Origin of the sequence: Planotetraspora phitsanulokensis, from assembly GCF_016863295.1 — a bacterium.
Taxonomy (GTDB): Bacteria; Actinomycetota; Actinomycetes; order Streptosporangiales; family Streptosporangiaceae; genus Planotetraspora; species Planotetraspora phitsanulokensis.
The window spans coordinates 1-17,165 of the sequence record NZ_BOOP01000021.1 but is presented as its reverse complement, the minus strand read 5'-3'; the positions used below and the strand labels follow the sequence as shown (position 1 = coordinate 17,165).

Below are 17,165 nucleotides of genomic sequence, written 5' to 3'. Positions count from 1 at the left end.
CGCAATGGATCCCCCAATAAAGGAGTGAATGTTTGGCCGAGGACGGACCCCTCCCGTCAGGCATCGACGTGCACGTCCCGAACGCCGCACGGATGTACAACTACTTCCTGGGTGGAAAGGACAACTTCCCCGTCGACAGGGAGGCCGCCGAGTTCGTTCTCGCGGTGGCGCCCGAGGCCAGAGAACTGGCCCGTCAGAACCGGTCGTTCCTGCGCAGAGCCGTACGCCATCTCGCGGAGGACGCCGGGATCCGTCAGTTCGTGGACATCGGCACGGGGCTGCCGACCCAGGGGAACGTCCACGAGGTGGCCGGCGAGATCGACCCCGGCACCCGGGTGGCCTACGTGGACAACGACCCCGTCGTCCTCGCGCACGCCCGCGCCCTGCTCTCCAACGCCACCAACACGATCACCATCCCCGGCGACCTCCGTGAGCCGGAGAGCATCTTCGACACCCCCGAACTCCTGTCGCTGATCGATTTCGCCGAGCCGGTCGCGGTGCTGCTCGTCGCCGTGCTGCACTTCCTGCCCGACAGCGCCAAGCCCGCCGAGGTGGTCGCCCGGCTGCGCGACACGCTGCCGCCCGGCAGCTACGTCGTGTTGTCGCACGTCACGGCGGAGGAGCGGGTGACGTCCGCCCGCCAGGGCGCCGCCGTCTACCAGCGGGCCAGCTCAAGCGTCACGTTGCGCGGACGCGCCGAGATCTGCGGCTTCTTCGACGGCTTCGAGCTCGTCGAACCTGGTGTGGTGCGGCTCGACGAATGGCGGCCGGACCTCGACGCCTCTCTGGCGCACCGAGGGCTCGACCTGCCGACATGGTTCCTGTGCGGCGCGGGCCGGGTGCCCTGACCCGGGCCTTTCAACCGGCTCGAATCGGCTCGAATCGGCTCGAACGGCTCAACCGGCGAGGCACTCCGACATCTCGGGCTTGGGCTCCGGCCCGTCATGGGTTCTGATCGCCAGGCTGAACAGCGCGACGAGCAGGTCCGCGTCGTCCTCGGTCTCCAGCCGGATGCCGATCCAGTCGCGGTGCGGCTCGAGTGCGACCTGCCGCGCCCCTTCGAGGGCCGGCCGCATCCGCTCGATGAGCGGCACCGTCAGCCACAACTCGGCCTCGTTGCCGGTATGCAGATGGAGGATCTGTCTCGCGCCGACCGACACGCCTGCGCCGCACCCGCACTCGGCCGTCCCGGTCCGGCATTCCGGCCAGGTCTCCAGTTGCTTCAGGACGCGTGAGGCCATCGACTGCCTGGCGATTCCAGACACGCTCATGCACTCATCGTGGCTGCCAGAAAGATCAGCTGGAAGCAGATAACGGCAATCGTTATTCACCGGGCGTACACCTGCATCTCACCCATGGGGGCGAACCACCGTCAGAAGTCCGAAACGAACTTCCGGCAAGGCATCAAAATACGGTGAATATTGCGTTACGCACCGCGTGTCCCAATTCTCCTGAACGGTGACAGCGCGGAATGCTGTGCTCATCCCGGCGACAAGGGAGGATCTTCACATGCTTCGGCGGACCCGCCTTTTCGGACAGAAGACCCGCGTCACGTTCACCCTCCCCCTGGATCAACCCTCCGGCGCCGTCAGCGTCGTCGGCGACTTCAACGAATGGCGGCCGGGAGACCACGAGTTGCTGCGCCGCCGCGACGGCACACGGACCGTGTCCGTGATCCTGCCGGCCGGCGTCCACCGCTTCCGGTATCTGGCGACCGGCGGCCTGTGGTTCGACGACGAGACCGCCGACAAGATCGACCACCTGGGCAGCGTGGTCTACCTCTAGGTCGCTCAGATCGTCGGGTCGCCGGGCGTACCGGAACGACACCCAGGCCCCCGGTGAGGGGTGCCCGGGATGCCGCATGGTCGCCCCCGGTTACGCGAACTGGCCGGGCTGGTAGTCGCCGGCGGGCTGCTGGGTGATGACGTTCACCCGGTTGTAGGCGTTGATGATGGCGATGAGGGACACCAGGGCGCCGAGCTGCTCCTCGTCGTAGTGCTTGGCGGCGTTCGCCCAGGCCTCATCCGTGACGCCACCGGCCGCGTCGGCGATGCGGGTGCCCTGCTCCGCGAGCTCCAGGGCGGCGCGCTCGGCGTCGGTGAACACCGTGGCCTCACGCCAGGCCGCGACCAGGTTGAGGCGGATGGAGGTCTCCCCGGCGTGCGCGGCGTCCTTGGTGTGCATGTCGGTGCAGAAACCGCACCCGTTGATCTGGCTGGCGCGGATCTTCACCAGCTCCTGCGTCGCGGCGGGCAGCGTGGACCCGTCGACCACCTTGCTCGCTGTGATGAAGTGCTTCAGGGACTTGGTCGTGACCGGGTTGGTGAAGAGGTTCAAGCGAGCATTCATTGTGCACTCCTGCGTCGTCGTTGGTGCTTTCACCTCTCTGACGTAAGAAGTCGGCAGTCTGTGACACAGAAGACTGTGACGTGCGTCACCCCGCGGAACCATGCGGAACCGTGACGGGATCCACCCCGCGACATCGTGCCCTAGGCGGGTGCCTCTTCCGGAACCGTGACCGCCACGGGAACGTCGACCGTGGACCGGAGCCGGCCGCGCACCACCGAGGCGACGAAGGCCGCGCCGAAGGCGGAGCCGCAGAACAGCGCGATGGACGCTCCGGCCGCGATGTTCCACTGCGTGGAGACCCAGACACCGGCGAGCGCGCACGAGACGCCGACCGCCGCGGCGATGGGGAACAGCAGCGCGAGCCGGTCGGTGATCAGCCGCGCCGTCGCGGCCGGGCCCACCAGGAGGGCGACGGTGAGGATCGCGCCGAGGGCGGGCACGGTGGCGACCACCGTCACCTCGATGATCGCCAGGAGGGCGAAGTCGAGCACCGCGGTGGGCAGCCCGACGGCCGCCGCCCCTTCCCGGTCGAAGGCCACGAGCAGCAGTTCCTTGCCCAGCGCGGCCATCACGACGAGCACCACGACGGCGACGACGGCCGTGATCACCAGATCCGAGGTGCTCACCGCGAGGACGTCGCCCACCGTGTAGGCGGTCAGGTCCTTGCTGAAGCCGTCTTGCGCCGATACCAGGACGACGCCGAGGGCGAACCCCCCGGACAGCGCGATCCCGGTCGCGGCGGTGAAGTCCTGCCCGCGCGCCCGCGAGAAGACCACGACGGCGAGGACCACGAGCAGGCCGAAGACGCCGCCGCCGAGATAGAGGTCGACGCCCAGCAACGCGGCGACGACGATCCCGGGGAAGGTCCCGTGCGTCAGCGCCATCGTGAAGAACGGCAACCGGCGCGCGATGACGAACACGCCCACCACGCCGCCGAGGACGCCGACCAGGGCCGCCTCGATCATGGCCCGGTGGACGGTGGAGTCGAGCCAGGTCACCGCGTCATCTCCAGTTCAGGGGTGCCCAGCCGGGCACGGCTGAGCCCCACACGTCTCCGTACGGCTCCCGCCAGGGCGGCCACGCCGTACAACACGACGAGGACCAGGACCACGGTGCCTCCCGAGGCGAGGCGCAGCCCGTGGTAGACCGAGGCCTCGTAGCTGGCCGCGAGCCCGAGCCAGCCGCCGAGTGCGCCGATGAGGCAGGCGAGCGGCACGATGAACACGAGCCGGTCGGACAGGGCGCGCGCCGCCGCGGCCGGGACGATCAGCAGCGCGATGACCAGGATCGTGCCCACGGCCTGCACCGCGGCGACCACCACCAGGGCCACGGCGACGTTCATGACCAGGTCCAGCAGGCCGACGCGGATGCCCGCCGCCGCCGCGCCCTCGGGGTCGAACGTGCGCAACATGAGCGGTCGCCGCAACACGGCCAGCAGGGCGGCGACCAGGACCGTGACGACGGCGGTCTGCACGAGCTGCTCCTGGGTGACGGTGAGGATCCGCCCGAACAGGAACTGCGTGAGGTCGGAGGTGAAGGCGGTCCGCTGAGAGACGAGCACGACACCGATCGCGAACAGCGAGGTCAGCACCATGGCGAGCGCCGCGTCCTCGCTCACCCTCCTCCGATGGGCGAGCACGGTGAGCAGCACCGCCGTCACCGCTCCCGCGGCCAGCGCCCCCCAGAAGACGCCGTCCTGGCCGGCCATCAGGTAGCCGATGACCACGCCGGGGAAGACGGTGTGGGTCAGGGTGTCGCTCACGAACGCGAGCCGGCGCAGCAGGACCAGAACCCCGACCGTGCCGGCGAGCACGCCGAGGATGACCAGCTCGACCAGCGCCCGCGCCATGAACGGCAGTTGGAACGGCTCGAACAGGCTCATGTCTGGGTCACGATCACCCGGTCGCCGCGCAACTCCAGCGCGTGCCCGCCGTACGTCGCCCGCAGGCGCTCGGGGGTGAGGACCTCGTCGGTCGGCCCGAATCCGAACTGGTGCCGGTTGAGCAAGCACACCTCGTCGCAGGCGAGGTGCGCGATGGCCAGGTCGTGCGTGCTGACGACCACCGCGGCCCCCTGCTGCTTGAGCAGGGCTATCGCCTCGAGCAGGGCGTGCTGGCTCACCGCGTCCACCCCGTTGAAGGGCTCGTCGAGCAGCAGCAGTCGCGGCTGGGCGGCGATCGCCCGGGCCAGGAGCACCCGCTGGCGCTGGCCGCCGGACAGCGTGCCGAAGCGGTTCTTCGCGCGGTCGCTCAGCCCGACACGCTCCAGCGCCTCTGCCGCGAGGGCCCGGTCGGCCGCGGAGGGACGACGGAGCCAGCCGATCTTCCGGTAGCGGCCCATCATCACCACCTGCTCGACCGACACGGGGAAGTCGGGGTCGAGGGTGTCGGCCTGCGGCACGTAGGCGACGTCACGGCGCGCCTGCGCGGGCGTGACACCGAGCACCTCGATCCGCCCACGGACCGTGGGGACCAGCCCGAGAATGGCTTTGATCAGCGTGGACTTGCCGGCGCCGTTGGGGCCGATGAGCGCCACGGCCTCGCCCGACCGGACGGTGCCGTGCAACTCCTCCAGCACCGGTACGTGCCCGTAGGCGACACTGGCCTGTTCGAGGACCAGTGCCGCCGTACGGTCTTGCTGCTGTGTCATGTGGAGGAACCCTTGAGGGCGGTGACGATCGTGTCGGTGTTGTGCTCTTCCATCTGGAGGTAGGTGGCTCCCGCCGACCCCTCCGGACCGAGCGTATCGCCGTACAGCGAGTCCTCTCCCGCCTCCACCTTCACACCGGCCTCGCGACCGATCGCCTCCGCCGTCTTGGGCGGCAGGGACGACTCGGAGAAGATCGCGGTGACGCCGGTCGCCTTGATCTTGGCGACGAGATCGGCGATCTGCTTGCCGGACAGCTCCGCCGAGGTGTCGAAGCTCGGGATGATCGAGCCCACGAAGGTCAGCTTGTAGCGGTCGATGTAGTAGCCGAACGCGTCATGGTTGGTGACGAGCTTGCGCCTGTCCGCCGGAATCGAGGCGATCTTCGTGGCGATGTCGGCGTCGAGCGTGTCGATCTTGGCGTTGTACGCCGCCAGGTTGGCCTCGTAGGCGGACGCGTCGGCGGCGTCCTTGGCGGCGAAGGCCTTCTCGATGTTGGCCGCCATGATCTTCACGTTCATCGGGTTGTGCCAGATGTGCGGGTCTCCGTCGGCCTCCTCCTCGGACCCGTCGCCCTGGCGGATCGCGACACCCTGGCTGGCGTCGACGATCGTGCCGTCGAAGCCGGCGGACGTGATCACCTGGTCGAGCCACTTCTCCAGGCCCACACCGTTCTTGACCACGACGTCGGCCTCGGCGATCGCCTGGATGTCCGCGGGGGACGGCTCGTAGTCGTGCGGGTCGACGTTGGGCTTGAGGATCTGGTGGACCACCGCCTTGTCACCGCCCACGTTCCGGGCGAAGTCGCCGACCTGGGTGGTGGTGGCGACCACCTTGAGGGCGTGGGGAGCCCCCGGGCTTCCGCCGGACTGCGACGAAGACGACGAACCGGAGCCACAGGCAGCCGCGAACATCACGACAAGGGCGGCGACCGGCAAGGTTCGGGCAAGAGGGGAATGCACGACAGTCCTGTTCGATTCGACGTTTGTAGACGTATCGAGGAGATACACCCGAATCGTGGCGTAAATGAAAATGATTGTCAACTTCGTTTTGGCGCCCGGAAACGACGACGTGCCGATGACACAGGTCATCGGCACGCCGGCGGTCGTTGCGGGAGGGCCCGCTCCTCGGATTCCTCAGTGACGTGCGCGGGCTCCCAGCACCGCGCGGGCGACACCGGGGTCGTCGGAGAAGACGCCGTCGATGTTCTGGTCGTACAGCTTGTTCAGGTAGCCGGTGACGTCGCCGGTCGCCCGGGCGTAGACCGGGCTCGCCGAATCGCCGCGCCGGTAGTCCACCGGGAGCTGCGAGTTCTCCGGCCGGACCGTCCAGGTGTGGACGTCGAGGTGGGCCCGGTGGGCGTCCCTGACCAGGGTGGTGGGAGCGACCGTACGGCCGTCGGCGCCCACCGGAAGGATGCGGGTGGTCGCCACGCCGACGCCGTAAGCGTAGGACGCCACGTCCTTCAGACCCGCCGGGGTGACCATCTGGTCGTAGGTGAAGCCGTCACCCTTGGCCACGTGGTCGTACGGCGCACCAGACCCGTTGACCAGCTGGATCAGCCGCAGCTTGGTCTTCTTGTGCAGGTCGCGGATGTTCGCCGTCTCGAACGACTGGATGAACACCGGGTCGGTCGACTTCCGCCAGCCGTGCCTGGCCAGCGTGGCGAGCAGCGGCTCCTCGAGCGACAGCCCGATGGAGTCGAAGTAGGTCGGGTGCTTCGTCTCGGGGTAGACGCCCACGCCGTACCGCTGGGCGAGGTCGATCACCTCGTCGAAGGTCGGGATCGGCGCCAGGCCGTTGAAGGCCGTGTTCTCCGGGCGCAGGTCGGGGATGCGCTCCTTGGCCCGCAGGGTGCGCAGCTCGGCGAGCGTGAAGTCCTCGGTGAACCAGCCGGTCACCGCCACGCCGTCGATGGTCTTGGTGGTGCGTCGGCTCGTGAACTCGGGGTGGTCGGCCACGTCGGTGGTCCCCCCGATCTCGTTCTCGTGCCTGGCGACGAGGATGTGGTCCTTGGTCGAGACGAGGTCGGGCTCGATGTAGTCGGCGCCCAGGCCGATGGCCGTCTCGTAGGACAGGAGAGTGTGCTCCGGCCGGTAGGCGCTCGCGCCTCGATGGCCGATGACGATGGGCTCTTGGTCCCGCTTGTCGGCGGTCGCCGCGCCGGGCTGGATCAGCACAGCGGCAACCGTACCGCCCGCGAGAAGGGCCAGAGCCCCGGCCACGAACTTACGGATCATGGTCATGAGCGGACCATAAGTGGTGTAAGCGACTCTCACATTAAGGCGAGGTGCCCACTCGGCGACGCCTTCACCACGCCCCCGCCCGGGCCCCGCCGGAGGCTTCGGTTCCCCCGGCAGGGCCTGTGCGTAGGCGCGCCGGGCCCTCAGGCCCGCAGTACGGCCAAGCCGGCCTGAGCCTGCGTGCGCATCATCGGGACGAACTGCCGAGCGGGCTCGGGAAGGGCGGACAGCACCGACTCGACCTCCTCCGGGGTGCCCACCTCGTCGAAGAATCCGACCATGAGGTGGGCCGCCTCGGTCGGCGACGTCGCGATGACCTTCTGGGAGAAATCAGCCCAGGCCTCCGGCGAGACGTGGTCGCGCAGGGCCGGGAACAGGAGGGGTTCCTCCTTCTCGAGATGGCGATGCACCAGGTCGCGAACGGCCATCGCCGCCTCCCGCAGGGCGGCACGGTCGACGCCGTCGCGAATCTCCACCTCACCGAGCGCGTCCAGGACCGCGTCGAGCTGCACGTGCTCGGCGCCGAGGGCGGCGAGGCCGTCGGCGGCCCCCGGCTCGACAGCGGTGATCATGGGCCAGAGCAGCCCGTCTTCACTCTCGTGGTGGTGATGCAGGTTCGCGACGAGGAAGTCGCGCAGCTCGGCCAGCGCCGTACTGGGGACGGTGGGCCGCCCGGTCGCCTCGACCAGCAGTGAGGTGGCCGTTCGGTGCATTCCGTGCGCGAGACGGGTCTCGATGATCGCCATAGGTTCAGAGTTCTGCATGCGACGACGGTATTGAATATAGGACCCTATGGTCAATATTGCCTTATGTGATCAATATGATGGATAATCGGTGGATGGGCACGTACCGCTCTCCCCGCCGCGCGGACGCGGCCGCCGACACCCGTGCCGCGATCCTGCGGAGCGCTCGGGAGTTGTTCCTCATCCACGGCTACTCCGCGGTCACGGTCGCGCAGATCGCCGCAGGCGCGCGCGTCGCCGTACCGACCGTCTACAACAGCGCCGGGGGCAAGACGGGCATCCTGGCCGCCCTGCTCGCCCCCGCCGTGAACGACCCGAGCGTCGTGGAGGCCCTCGACGCGGTGGCGGCGGCCACGGATCCGGGCGAGGTCGTCGACCTCACGGCCGCCCACACCCGGCAGGACCACGAGCGGCACTGGGACATCCTGTTCGGACTGCTCCACGACGGTCTGGGAGAGGCCGCCGCCACCGAGGTGCACAACGCAGGCATCCGCGCCTACATCGAGGCGTTGACCGCGGTGGCCGATCGCCTGGTCGCCTTGGACGGGCTGCGACCCGGCCTGGACCGGGAGACGGCCGTCGATCTTCTGTGGTTCTACCTCGGCCAGCGCTCCTGGTTCGTCCTCGTCGGCGAACGCGGCTGGAGCTTCGACCGTGCACAGGAGTGGCTGGCCGCCTCCGCCCGTCAGGCGTTGCTGCGATGAGGCCTGTCGTGACCTTCCTGTTGTGACCTTCCTGTTGTGACCTTCCTGTTGTGACCTTGCTGTCGTGACTTCCTGCGGTGATCCGCCTCGGAACCCCGGCCGCGTATGAATCGCGAATCCCCGGGCAGTGGGGTGCTGCCCGTGAATCGGAACCGCAGCTTGGGGTGAGGTCAAAATGGTCCTGCTGGGCCTTCTCCTGATCATGGTCGCGGCGGCGGCCGTGATCGAGATATCGATCAACGAGACCGCGACGACGATGCCCGTCACCATCTGGGACTGGACGGTCAATCTGAGCCCGCTCGAACTGTTCGCCGCCGGAGCGGCGACGGCAGTGGTGTTCCTGGTCGGCCTTCTCATGGTCAGCGGCGGCTTGCGCCGCTCGAGCACCAAGCGCCGCAAGGTCCGCGAGGCGCGACTGGCCGAGCGGCAGCGCCTGGCACAGCTCGAGGCGGAGAAGCGCGATCTCGAGCGGAAGCTGGAGGGAGCCGAGACCCCCGCGACCGCGACCGCGACCGGGCCCGCACCCGACCCCGCGACCGGCTCTGTGACCAGCCCTGTTGCCGGCCCTGTGACCGGCTCCGCGGCCGAGCGGGACCTCATGGCGACCCGCGACGCGGACGTCCGCGAGGCCGACACGCGCGAGATGACCCGGCCCGGCCGGGTGGAGCGCGACCGCACCGACGAACCGCCCGGCAGTCGCGTCACGGTCCCGGCCCAGTCGTCGTCCGACCAGCTCGTGGCCGGCCGGCGTGGCACGCCCCGCTCCGACCACAGCGGAGACCCCCGCGACCCAGGCGAGCCCGCCTGACCCGGCCTGACCCGGCTCCCGCGCGCCCCGCGCCGTCATCCTCCGAGGCGGCGCGGGTGCGCGCACGTCAGGATTTCCCACCCGCGTGCATGGACTCGAGCTCGTCGAGTTGCCTGACGCGGCTCACGTCCCACCCGGCGTCCTCCGCCAGGAGGGCGAGCGTGAGGGCGTTCCGTACGGCGGCGCCACCCACGTCGTTGTTGAAGTAGACATACGCGTCACGCATGTCGCCCGCTTCGCGCAGCCGGTCGAGCCAGCTCTTCAGCGCCTGTTCCCCATAACTCGGCCACGCCCGGCCCCGGCCCTCGTGGAAGCGCAGGTAGGCCCACTCGGCCGTCCGCCACAGGGGCGACTGCGGCTTGCCCCGCCTGTCGGCCCAGCAGAGGGCCGCACCGTGTTCGGCCAGGACTTCCCTGATCTCGTCCGTCCACCACGAGTCGTGCCTGGGCTCGACCGCGACCTTGACCTTCTTCGGGAAGCGCGCGAGGCACCGGCGCAGCCGTTCCGCGTCGGCCCGCAGAGTGGGCGGCAGTTGCAGCAGGATCGGGCCGAGCTTCCGGCCGAGCCCCTCCGCCACTCCCATGAGCCGCTCGACCGGCTCCTCCGGATCCTTCAGTCGTTTGATGTGCGTGAGGAACCTGCTGGCCTTCACCGCCATGACGAAGTCGTCGGACGTGCGCTGCCGCCAGCTCTCGAACGTCTCCCTCGTGGGCAGGCGGTAGAACGCGTTGTTGTTCTCGACGGTGGCGAAGACCTCGCAGTACCTCTCCAGCCAGAGCCGCTGGGGCACGCCGGAGTAGATCATGTCCCGCCAGTCGGCGTACTGCCAGCCGGAGGTCCCGATGAACATCGGCATACGACCCCCCTACCCCACATTCGGCATAGATCGCCCAAACAGGGGCAGGCGAATTTCGGATCGGAAAATCGCAGAGAAAGCAGCTACGAGAGGGGCGAATGATGATCCGTGGGAAGACGATCGCGTTTCTGGTCGCTCCCGAGGGAGTCGAGCAGGTCGAGCTGTCCGAGCCGTGGAGGGCGGTCGAACTGGCGGGCGGAACACCCCGGCTGGTGTCCATCCGGCCTGGCCGGGTCCAGGCGTTCAACCACCTGGACAAGGCGGATACCTTCCCGGTCGACATGACCGTCGACGACGTGTCCGCCGCGGAGTTCGACGGGCTGGTCCTGCCGGGCGGCGTGGCCAACCCGGACATGTTGCGCACCGAGCCGAAGGCCGTCCGGTTCGCGAAGGGCTTCTTCGAGAACGGCAAGCCGGTGGCGGCCATCTGTCACGCGCCGTGGACGCTCATCGAGGCCGACGTCGTACGCGGCCGTACGCTGACGTCGTGGCCGAGCCTGCAGACGGACCTGCGCAACGCCGGGGCGGAGTGGGTCGACCAGGAGGTCATGATCGACACGGACGGCCCGAACACGCTCGTGACCAGCAGAAAGCCCGACGATCTCAAGGCGTTCTGCCAGGCGGCCCTCGACGCGTTCAGCGAGTGATCCGCACGCGATCCGCACCTAGTCGGCATACGCCTTACGGGCGGGGAACGAGCTCTGCCATGCTTTCACGCGGCACCATCGCGGCACGAGAGCGCGGAGAAATACAGGCATGACCGAGGTGTTCACGCTCGGAGAGGCGCTCGGCGTCGTCTCGGCCGACCGGATACGACACGACATGACAGCCCGTCTGGACGTCGAGGGCCCAGAGCTGACGGTGTCCGTCGGTCTCGCGCGGCTCGGTCATCAGGTCGCCTGGCTCGGCCGGGTGAGCATCGACGAACTGGGTGCGCGCACGCTGAGCGTTCTGCGCGGCGAGGGCGTGGACGTCTCACACGCCCGAGTCGACGAGACCGCCCCCACCGGCATCGTGATCCGGCAGCGGCGGATCGGCCGTCTGTCGCACGAGGTCTACTACCAGAGCGGCTCCGCGGGGTCGCGCCTGTCCACGGGCGACGTCCCCGCCGAGGCCGTTCAGGCGGCGCGCGTCCTGCACATCACCGGCATCACCCTGGCGCTCAGCGGATACGCATGGAGCGCCGTGCACCACGCGGTCAAGCTGGCGCGCGACGCCGGGGTGCTCGTCTCCGTCGACGTCAATCACCGGCCGCATCTCTGGGAGAGCGCCGACGAGGCACGGCAGGCGCTGACCGAGCTGGCCTCCTCCGCCGACATCCTGTTCGCCAGCCAGGACGAGCTGCCGCTCGTCGAACCTGCTCTGGCGGGCGTTCCCGAGCTGATCGTGACCCGTGGGGCCAAAGGGGCGAGCGCGACGGTCGACGGTCTTCGCTACGACACCCAGGCGGCGCCGGTGACGGCCGTCGACGCCACCGGTGTCGGCGGCGCCTTCGTCGCGGGATATCTCAGCGCCCTCCTCGACGACCTCCACCCCGCCGACCGGCTGAAGCGGGGCATCTCGCTCGCCGCGTACGCCGTGGCCGGCCACGGCTCATGGCAGGGGCTGCCCACTCGGGGCGAGCTACCTCCGTGAGGTCCAGGGCGTGCTTCTGACCCGGTCGAGGCCGGGGTCGTAGAGGGGCTCCGCGACGATCCGCGCGCCGACCCAGCCGCCGTTCACGCCGATCTCCACACGCGTCTCCGTCATGACTTCTGTGGCATCCGCGGCGTCCGCGACGCCGACCGGCAGGTACGCGTAGGCGATCGACCGGCCGACGCGGCAGCCGTACCCCCCGCTGGTGACGCGGGACACGGGCCGGCCGCCCAGCCGTACCGGCTCGCCGCCCAGGCAGACCTCACGCTCGTCGTCGACCACCAGGCAGCGCAACGTCTGACGCGGCTCGGGAAGAGCCGCCCGCCGTTCCGGCCGTACGGCGAAGCCGAGCCCGGCTTCGAGCGGTGTCGTCTCGGGGGTGATGTCAAGCCCCCAGATCCGGTACCCCTTCTCCAGCCGCATCGAGTCGAGGGCGCGATAGCCCGCCGGACGCATGCCGTACGGCAGGCCGGCCTCCATGAGCGCGTCCCAGAGCGTCAGGCCGAACTCGGCCGGGCAGTAGAGCTCCCAGCCGAACTCGCCGACGAAGGTCACCCGCTGGGCCAGCACCGGGACGTGACCGACGCTGATCTCCCTGGCCCGCATGTATCCGAAGGTCAGGTCGTCGTCGCTCAACGCGCTCAGGATGTCGTACGCCCGGGGCCCCCACAGGCAGTAACAGGCGTAGGCGGAGGTGACGTCCCTGACCTCCAGGCCGTGCCGGCGCAGGATCTCGGCGTCGTGGACGCCGAAGGCCGTGCCGGTGACCACCCTGAACCGGTCCTCGGCGAGTCTCGTCACGGTGACGTCCGCGTCGATGCCGCCGCGCTCGTTGAGCACCTGGGTGTAGACGACCGTGCCGACAGGCCGGTCGAGGCCGTTGCCGCAGGCCCGCTCCAGGTCGGCCAGGGCGTTCTTGCCCGAGACCTCCAGCTTCGAGAAGGACGTCTGGTCGAACAGTCCGGCGGCGCTCTCGGTCGCCAGGCACTCCTCACGGATCGCGGGTGACCATGCCCTGCCCGCCCAGCCTCTCGGCCCCGGCCCTCGCGTGTCGCCGGACGCGTCGCTGGACGACCTGTCGGACGACCTGCCGGACGACCTGCTGGACGGCGCTGTCACGCCGAACCAGTTGACCCGCTCCCAGCCGGCCTTCTCCCCGAAGGCCGCGTCAAGCTCCACATGCCGTACCCACGCGGGCGAGCGGCGGAGTGGCCGGGCGGCGGTGCGCTCCTCGCCGGGATACACGATGTCGTAGTACTTGCTGTAGGAATCGAGCGCCTTCTCCCGCGCCCATCTGGCCGAGCGCGCGTGGGCGCCGAACCGGCGGACGTCCATGCCGAAGACGTCGTACTCCGGGCTGCCGTCGACGATCCACTCGGCCATGACCTTGCCCACGCCGCCCGCCGCCGCCAGGCCGTGGACGCAGAACCCGGCGGCGACCCAGAAACCCCGGACGCCCGTCTCACCCAGGAGGAACTCGCCATCCGGCGTGAACGCCTCCGGCCCGTGGACCACCTTCCGGAACGCCGTTTCTGGATCAGCCTGGGCGCCCGCGCCGATCTGGGCGCTGATCTGGGCGAGGTGGCCCGGCAGCCGGTGGACGGCCGACTCCCACGACTCCTGAAATTTCGGCATATCTGGGGCGAAGAGCGTCCGCGGCTCGGCGAGTGGGCGATCGACGTCCCAGACCTGAGGCGTGCGGATGTATCCCCCGACGAGGATCCCGCCGCCGTCCTCCCTGAAATACACGATGTTGTCCGGGTCGCGCACGGTCGGCGTATCGGCCGGGACGCCCATGGGCTTCGTCACCACGTACTGGTGCTTGATCGGCACGATCGGCACGTCGACGCCCGCGAGGCGTCCCACCGCTCCGGCCGCCGCGCCCGCCGCGTTGACCACGGTCTCCGTCCGGACGACCCACTCGTCGTCCCCTGAACCCGTGGCCGCGGCGCGGAGCCGTACGGCGCGCACCCGACCGTCCTCGACCTCCACACCGGCTACTTCGACCCCGGTGAAGATCTTGACCCCGAGCTTCCTGGCGCCTTCGGCGAGCGCCCGGCCCAGCCTTGCGGGATCGAGCCAGCCGTCGCCGGGGAGCCACAACGACCCCCGGACGTCTCCGACCTCCATGGCGGGAAAACGCTCAAGAGTCCGCGCGGCGTCGAGCATCTCCATGTCGAGGCCGTATGTCTCGGCGGCGCCCGCCTGCCGCAGGAGCTCCTCCTGCCGTTCGGGGGTCGTCGCGAGTCGCAACCCGCCGACGCCGTGCCAGCCCGGATCGAGCCCGGTCAGCTCCCGCAACTCGGGGTAGAGGCCGGCCGAGTACATGATCATGCGGGTCTGCGTCACCGTCGACCGGAGTTGCCCGACGAAACCGGCGGAGTGCCAGGTCGTGCCCTCGGTCAGGTCATGCCGCTCGACCAGGATCACGTCCGTCCAACCGAGCCGGGCGAGATGGTAGGCCACGCTGCATCCGGCCACGCCACCACCGATGACGACGACCTGTGCGTCGGCGGGAAGTTGCGACATCGGAACCTTCCTGTAACACCTGGCCCGCACAATCGGATCAATGGTCTGAAGGTAGACCAAAAGGAGCCGGGCATGCCAGATGCCGTCGAGGACGCACTGGAGCTCGTCACGGCCTGGGCCGGTCGGCCGGTCACCTCCACGACGATCAAAGGCGGACTGAGCCACCACATCTCCCGGCTGGAGACCGAGGACGGCGAACGCTGGCTCCTTCGCGTCCTGAACCCCTCGATCGCAGCGGCCGGACTGGGCATCCCCCTGGACCAGGAGATCGCGAACACACTCCACGCCGCCTCCACCGGGATCGGCGCTCGAGTCCTGCACGTGATGCCCGGCGCGATGGTCCTCGAATACCTCGACGGCGTCACGCTCGACGCTCCCGCGGTGCGCACCCCCGCGATGATCGAGAAGGTGGCGGCGGCCTGCCGGCGGCTCCACGCCGGACCGCCCTTCGTGAACGACTTCTCCATCTTCCGCAAGCTCGACGAGCTGGTGGAGCGATGCCGTACCCGAGGGCTGCGTCTCCCCGCGGGATACGAGGACGTGCTGCCCGTCGTGGTCGACATCGAGGCCGCCCTCGACGCGCGTCCGTTGCCGGCCGTCCCGTGCCACAACGACCTGCTCGCCGAGAACCTGATCGCCACGGGGCCGGACGTCCGCATCATCGACTACCAGCTGTCCGGCAACAACGACCCCTGCTTCGAGCTCGGCGACATCGCCGCGGAGTCCGACTTCGACCCCGACCAGGTCGTACGGCTCACGCGCGCCTACTTCGGCGATGACGACCAGGTCGCGCGAGTGCGGCTGAACCTGATCATGTCCAACCTCACCTGGACGTTGTGGTTCGTCGTCCACCAGGGCCTGGTCCGCGACCAGGCGTTCCCCGGCCTCGACTACAGCGCGGAGGCCGCCGACAAGTTCGCGCAGGCCGTACGAGATATCGAAGATCCGAGCTTCGGCCATCTGATCGACGGCCGGACATCCCCCACCTAGAGGAGGCCTCATGGCGCAAGCCCTCGACGACGACGCCAAACGACTAGCCGAGCTCGGTTACAAGCAGGAACTGTCCCGGTCGTGGAGCGGTTTCTCCAACTTCGCGATCTCCTTCTCCATCATCTCGATCCTCGCCGGCTGCTTCACGACCTTCGGCCAGGCGTGGAACAACGGCGGCCCGCTCGCCATCTCCGTGGGCTGGCCGCTGATCTCGATCTTCATCCTGATCATCGGTTTCTGCATGTCGGAGCTGGTCTCGGCCTACCCGACCGCCGGTGGCATCTACTGGTGGGCGGCGAAGCTCGGCAAGCCGATCCACGGATGGTTCACCGGCTGGCTCAACCTGGTGGGCCTGATCGCGGTGACCGCCTCTGTCGACTATGGATGCGCCACTTTCCTCAACATCACCATCGGCCGGTTCAGCGACAGCTGGGCCAACGGCAACGCGCTGCACCAGACCTTCCTGTTGTTCGCCGTCGTCCTGGTGCTGCACGCTCTGATCAACATCTTCAGCCACCGGTTGATCTCCATCCTGCAGAACATCTCGGTCTGGTGGCATGTCTTCGGCGCCGCGGCCGTGGTCCTCATCCTGATCTTCGGGCCGTCCAGCCACCAGAGCGTCGGGTTCCTGTTCGAGCAGTTCAACAACTCCGGCTTCGGCGGCGGGGGCACCTCCGGGCCGACCTTCTGGCTCTACGTCCTGCCGCTGGGCTTCCTGCTGACCCAGTACACGATCACCGGCTTCGACGCCTGCGCACACGTCTCGGAGGAGACGCACGACGCGGCCAGAACCGCCGCCAAGGGGCTCTGGCAGTCGATCTTCTACTCGGCGATCGGCGGCTGGATCCTGCTCCTGTCGTTCCTGTTCGCCGCCACCGACGTCGACGCGATCAACAAGGAGTTCGGCTTCGTCGGGGCGATCTTCACCTCGGCGCTGTCGTCGCCTCTCGCGACCGTCATCTTCGGCATCTCCACCATCGGGCAGTTCTTCTGCGGAATGAGCTGCGTGACCTCCATGTCGCGGATGACCTACGCGTTCTCCCGTGACGGCGCCGTGCCCGGCTGGCGGCTGTGGTCGCGGGTGGACCGCAACCGCACCCCGGTCAACGCCATCATCGGCGGGTGCGCCGTTGCTCTCCTGATCACGCTGCCCGCGCTGTACGCCCCTCCCGGAAGCGCCACCCCCGTGGCGTTCCTGGCCGTGGTCTCCATCGCGGTGATCGGGCTCTACCTGGCCTTCCTCATCCCGATCTGGCTGCGCCTCCGCGCCGGCGACTCGTTCCGGCCCGGCCCCTGGACACTCGGCCCCAAGTACAAGGTCCTGGGCTGGATCGCCGTGATCGAAATCGCCATCATCTCGATCTACTTCATCCTCCCCATCGCACCGGCGGGCGTGCCTGGCAACGCGGACTTCGCCTGGACGTCCGTGAACTACGCCCCCATCGCCGTCGGCGCCGTCCTCATCGGCATCGCCCTGTGGTGGAGCCTGTCCGCCAAGAAGTGGTTCACCGGCCCACGCCGGACCATCGACGAGGTCGAGTCGCCCGAGACCGTCGCCTGATCCTCCGGTAATCGCCATCCCGTACGGCCCGCCCCACCCGGCGGGCCGTACGGTTTCCGCCCCTTGCGATGCGACGGGCCTGCGGGGCTGCGACGGCTTTG

General features: G+C 69.0%; 18 protein-coding genes. 8 read left to right on the top strand and 10 right to left on the bottom strand.

Going from position 1 to position 17,165, the window contains the following annotated elements:
• The first annotated feature begins 32 nt into the window (after positions 1-32).
• Positions 33-848 carry an SAM-dependent methyltransferase gene (locus tag Pph01_RS22445; RefSeq protein ID WP_239116926.1) on the top strand — a complete coding sequence of 272 codons (816 nt, stop codon included), beginning with the start codon at positions 33-35 and terminating at the stop codon, positions 846-848.
• A 48-nt stretch (positions 849-896) separates the two neighbouring features.
• Here the strand turns inward: Pph01_RS22445 and Pph01_RS22440 are convergent, their stop codons facing one another.
• Positions 897-1,271 (bottom strand): luciferase domain-containing protein, encoded by a 375-nt coding sequence (locus Pph01_RS22440; protein WP_204075114.1) that lies wholly within the window; start codon positions 1,269-1,271, stop codon positions 897-899.
• 238 nt (positions 1,272-1,509) lie between these two features.
• On the opposite strand from Pph01_RS22440, the gene Pph01_RS22435 reads away from it, so the two are divergent.
• Positions 1,510-1,785: an isoamylase early set domain-containing protein gene (locus Pph01_RS22435; RefSeq protein ID WP_204075113.1), complete on the top strand. Its 276-nt coding sequence runs from the start codon at positions 1,510-1,512 to the stop codon at positions 1,783-1,785.
• Positions 1,786-1,875: 90 nt separating this feature from the next.
• Here Pph01_RS22435 and Pph01_RS22430 read toward each other — a convergent pair whose 3' ends face one another.
• From Pph01_RS22430 to Pph01_RS22400, 7 genes are all read right to left on the bottom strand, one after another.
• A complete protein-coding gene (locus tag Pph01_RS22430; protein ID WP_204075112.1) occupies positions 1,876-2,349 on the bottom strand; it encodes a carboxymuconolactone decarboxylase family protein in 474 nt (157 codons plus the stop codon).
• Between the two features lie 140 nt (positions 2,350-2,489).
• Positions 2,490-3,347, bottom strand: coding sequence for a metal ABC transporter permease (locus Pph01_RS22425; RefSeq protein ID WP_204075111.1), 858 nt, complete (start codon positions 3,345-3,347; stop codon positions 2,490-2,492).
• Complete coding sequence (locus tag Pph01_RS22420; protein ID WP_204075110.1) at positions 3,344-4,231, bottom strand: metal ABC transporter permease; 888 nt, start codon at positions 4,229-4,231, stop codon at positions 3,344-3,346. Before Pph01_RS22420 ends, Pph01_RS22425 begins: the two co-directional genes overlap by 4 nt.
• Entirely contained in the window at positions 4,228-4,998 is a 771-nt protein-coding gene (locus Pph01_RS22415) for a metal ABC transporter ATP-binding protein (protein ID WP_204075109.1), read from the bottom strand. The genes Pph01_RS22420 and Pph01_RS22415 overlap by 4 nt, the downstream gene beginning before the upstream one ends.
• A complete protein-coding gene (locus Pph01_RS22410) occupies positions 4,995-5,828 on the bottom strand; it encodes a metal ABC transporter substrate-binding protein (RefSeq protein WP_204075108.1) in 834 nt (277 codons plus the stop codon). The genes Pph01_RS22415 and Pph01_RS22410 overlap by 4 nt, the downstream gene beginning before the upstream one ends.
• 303 nt (positions 5,829-6,131) lie before the next feature.
• Entirely contained in the window at positions 6,132-7,241 is a 1,110-nt protein-coding gene (locus Pph01_RS22405; protein WP_204075107.1) for a glycerophosphodiester phosphodiesterase, read from the bottom strand.
• Between the two features lie 140 nt (positions 7,242-7,381).
• Positions 7,382-8,002: a hemerythrin domain-containing protein gene (locus Pph01_RS22400; RefSeq protein WP_204075106.1), complete on the bottom strand. Its 621-nt coding sequence runs from the start codon at positions 8,000-8,002 to the stop codon at positions 7,382-7,384.
• Positions 8,003-8,076: 74 nt separating this feature from the next.
• Here Pph01_RS22400 and Pph01_RS22395 point away from each other — a divergent pair, with 74 nt between their 5' ends.
• Together Pph01_RS22395 and Pph01_RS22390 are read left to right on the top strand one after the other, a co-directional pair.
• The gene (locus Pph01_RS22395; RefSeq protein ID WP_204075105.1) at positions 8,077-8,685 is read left to right on the top strand and encodes a TetR/AcrR family transcriptional regulator; all 609 of its coding nucleotides are present in this window, start codon (positions 8,077-8,079) and stop codon (positions 8,683-8,685) included.
• Between the two features lie 175 nt (positions 8,686-8,860).
• On the top strand, positions 8,861-9,493 hold the full coding sequence (locus tag Pph01_RS22390; RefSeq protein WP_204075104.1) for a hypothetical protein: 633 nt from the start codon (positions 8,861-8,863) through the stop codon (positions 9,491-9,493).
• Between the two features lie 67 nt (positions 9,494-9,560).
• On the opposite strand, the gene Pph01_RS22385 is transcribed toward Pph01_RS22390, so the two are convergent.
• Complete coding sequence (locus tag Pph01_RS22385; protein WP_239116925.1) at positions 9,561-10,349, bottom strand: DUF72 domain-containing protein; 789 nt, start codon at positions 10,347-10,349, stop codon at positions 9,561-9,563.
• A gap of 101 nt (positions 10,350-10,450) precedes the next feature.
• On the opposite strand from Pph01_RS22385, the gene Pph01_RS22380 reads away from it, so the two are divergent.
• Both Pph01_RS22380 and Pph01_RS22375 read left to right on the top strand, forming a co-directional pair.
• Complete coding sequence (locus tag Pph01_RS22380; protein ID WP_204075103.1) at positions 10,451-10,996, top strand: type 1 glutamine amidotransferase domain-containing protein; 546 nt, start codon at positions 10,451-10,453, stop codon at positions 10,994-10,996.
• 109 nt (positions 10,997-11,105) lie between these two features.
• Positions 11,106-11,984: a sugar kinase gene (locus tag Pph01_RS22375; RefSeq protein ID WP_204075102.1), complete on the top strand. Its 879-nt coding sequence runs from the start codon at positions 11,106-11,108 to the stop codon at positions 11,982-11,984.
• On the opposite strand, the gene Pph01_RS22370 is transcribed toward Pph01_RS22375, so the two are convergent.
• Positions 11,973-14,513 carry a GcvT family protein gene (locus Pph01_RS22370; protein ID WP_204075101.1) on the bottom strand — a complete coding sequence of 847 codons (2,541 nt, stop codon included), beginning with the start codon at positions 14,511-14,513 and terminating at the stop codon, positions 11,973-11,975. The two genes, Pph01_RS22375 and Pph01_RS22370, sit on opposite strands and share 12 nt — an antisense overlap.
• 72 nt (positions 14,514-14,585) lie before the next feature.
• Between Pph01_RS22370 and Pph01_RS22365 the strand changes: the two genes are divergently transcribed.
• Together Pph01_RS22365 and Pph01_RS22360 are read left to right on the top strand one after the other, a co-directional pair.
• On the top strand, positions 14,586-15,503 hold the full coding sequence (locus Pph01_RS22365; RefSeq protein WP_204075100.1) for a phosphotransferase: 918 nt from the start codon (positions 14,586-14,588) through the stop codon (positions 15,501-15,503).
• A 10-nt stretch (positions 15,504-15,513) separates the two neighbouring features.
• The gene (locus tag Pph01_RS22360; RefSeq protein WP_204075099.1) at positions 15,514-17,064 is read left to right on the top strand and encodes an amino acid permease; all 1,551 of its coding nucleotides are present in this window, start codon (positions 15,514-15,516) and stop codon (positions 17,062-17,064) included.
• The last annotated feature ends 101 nt before the right edge of the window (positions 17,065-17,165 follow it).

Coding starts and splice junctions, on each gene's coding strand:
- Pph01_RS22440 (WP_204075114.1), bottom strand. CDS start 1,271: ATGAGCGTGTCTGGAATCGCCAGGCAGTCGATGGCCTCACGCGTCCTG.
- Pph01_RS22435 (WP_204075113.1), top strand. CDS start 1,510: ATGCTTCGGCGGACCCGCCTTTTCGGACAGAAGACCCGCGTCACGTTC.
- Pph01_RS22430 (WP_204075112.1), bottom strand. CDS start 2,349: ATGAATGCTCGCTTGAACCTCTTCACCAACCCGGTCACGACCAAGTCC.
- Pph01_RS22420 (WP_204075110.1), bottom strand. CDS start 4,231: ATGAGCCTGTTCGAGCCGTTCCAACTGCCGTTCATGGCGCGGGCGCTG.
- Pph01_RS22415 (WP_204075109.1), bottom strand. CDS start 4,998: ATGACACAGCAGCAAGACCGTACGGCGGCACTGGTCCTCGAACAGGCC.
- Pph01_RS22405 (WP_204075107.1), bottom strand. CDS start 7,241: ATGACCATGATCCGTAAGTTCGTGGCCGGGGCTCTGGCCCTTCTCGCG.
- Pph01_RS22400 (WP_204075106.1), bottom strand. CDS start 8,002: ATGCAGAACTCTGAACCTATGGCGATCATCGAGACCCGTCTCGCGCAC.
- Pph01_RS22395 (WP_204075105.1), top strand. CDS start 8,077: ATGGGCACGTACCGCTCTCCCCGCCGCGCGGACGCGGCCGCCGACACC.
- Pph01_RS22390 (WP_204075104.1), top strand. CDS start 8,861: ATGGTCCTGCTGGGCCTTCTCCTGATCATGGTCGCGGCGGCGGCCGTG.
- Pph01_RS22385 (WP_239116925.1), bottom strand. CDS start 10,349: ATGCCGATGTTCATCGGGACCTCCGGCTGGCAGTACGCCGACTGGCGG.
- Pph01_RS22380 (WP_204075103.1), top strand. CDS start 10,451: ATGATCCGTGGGAAGACGATCGCGTTTCTGGTCGCTCCCGAGGGAGTC.
- Pph01_RS22375 (WP_204075102.1), top strand. CDS start 11,106: ATGACCGAGGTGTTCACGCTCGGAGAGGCGCTCGGCGTCGTCTCGGCC.
- Pph01_RS22370 (WP_204075101.1), bottom strand. CDS start 14,513: ATGTCGCAACTTCCCGCCGACGCACAGGTCGTCGTCATCGGTGGTGGC.
- Pph01_RS22365 (WP_204075100.1), top strand. CDS start 14,586: ATGCCAGATGCCGTCGAGGACGCACTGGAGCTCGTCACGGCCTGGGCC.
- Pph01_RS22360 (WP_204075099.1), top strand. CDS start 15,514: ATGGCGCAAGCCCTCGACGACGACGCCAAACGACTAGCCGAGCTCGGT.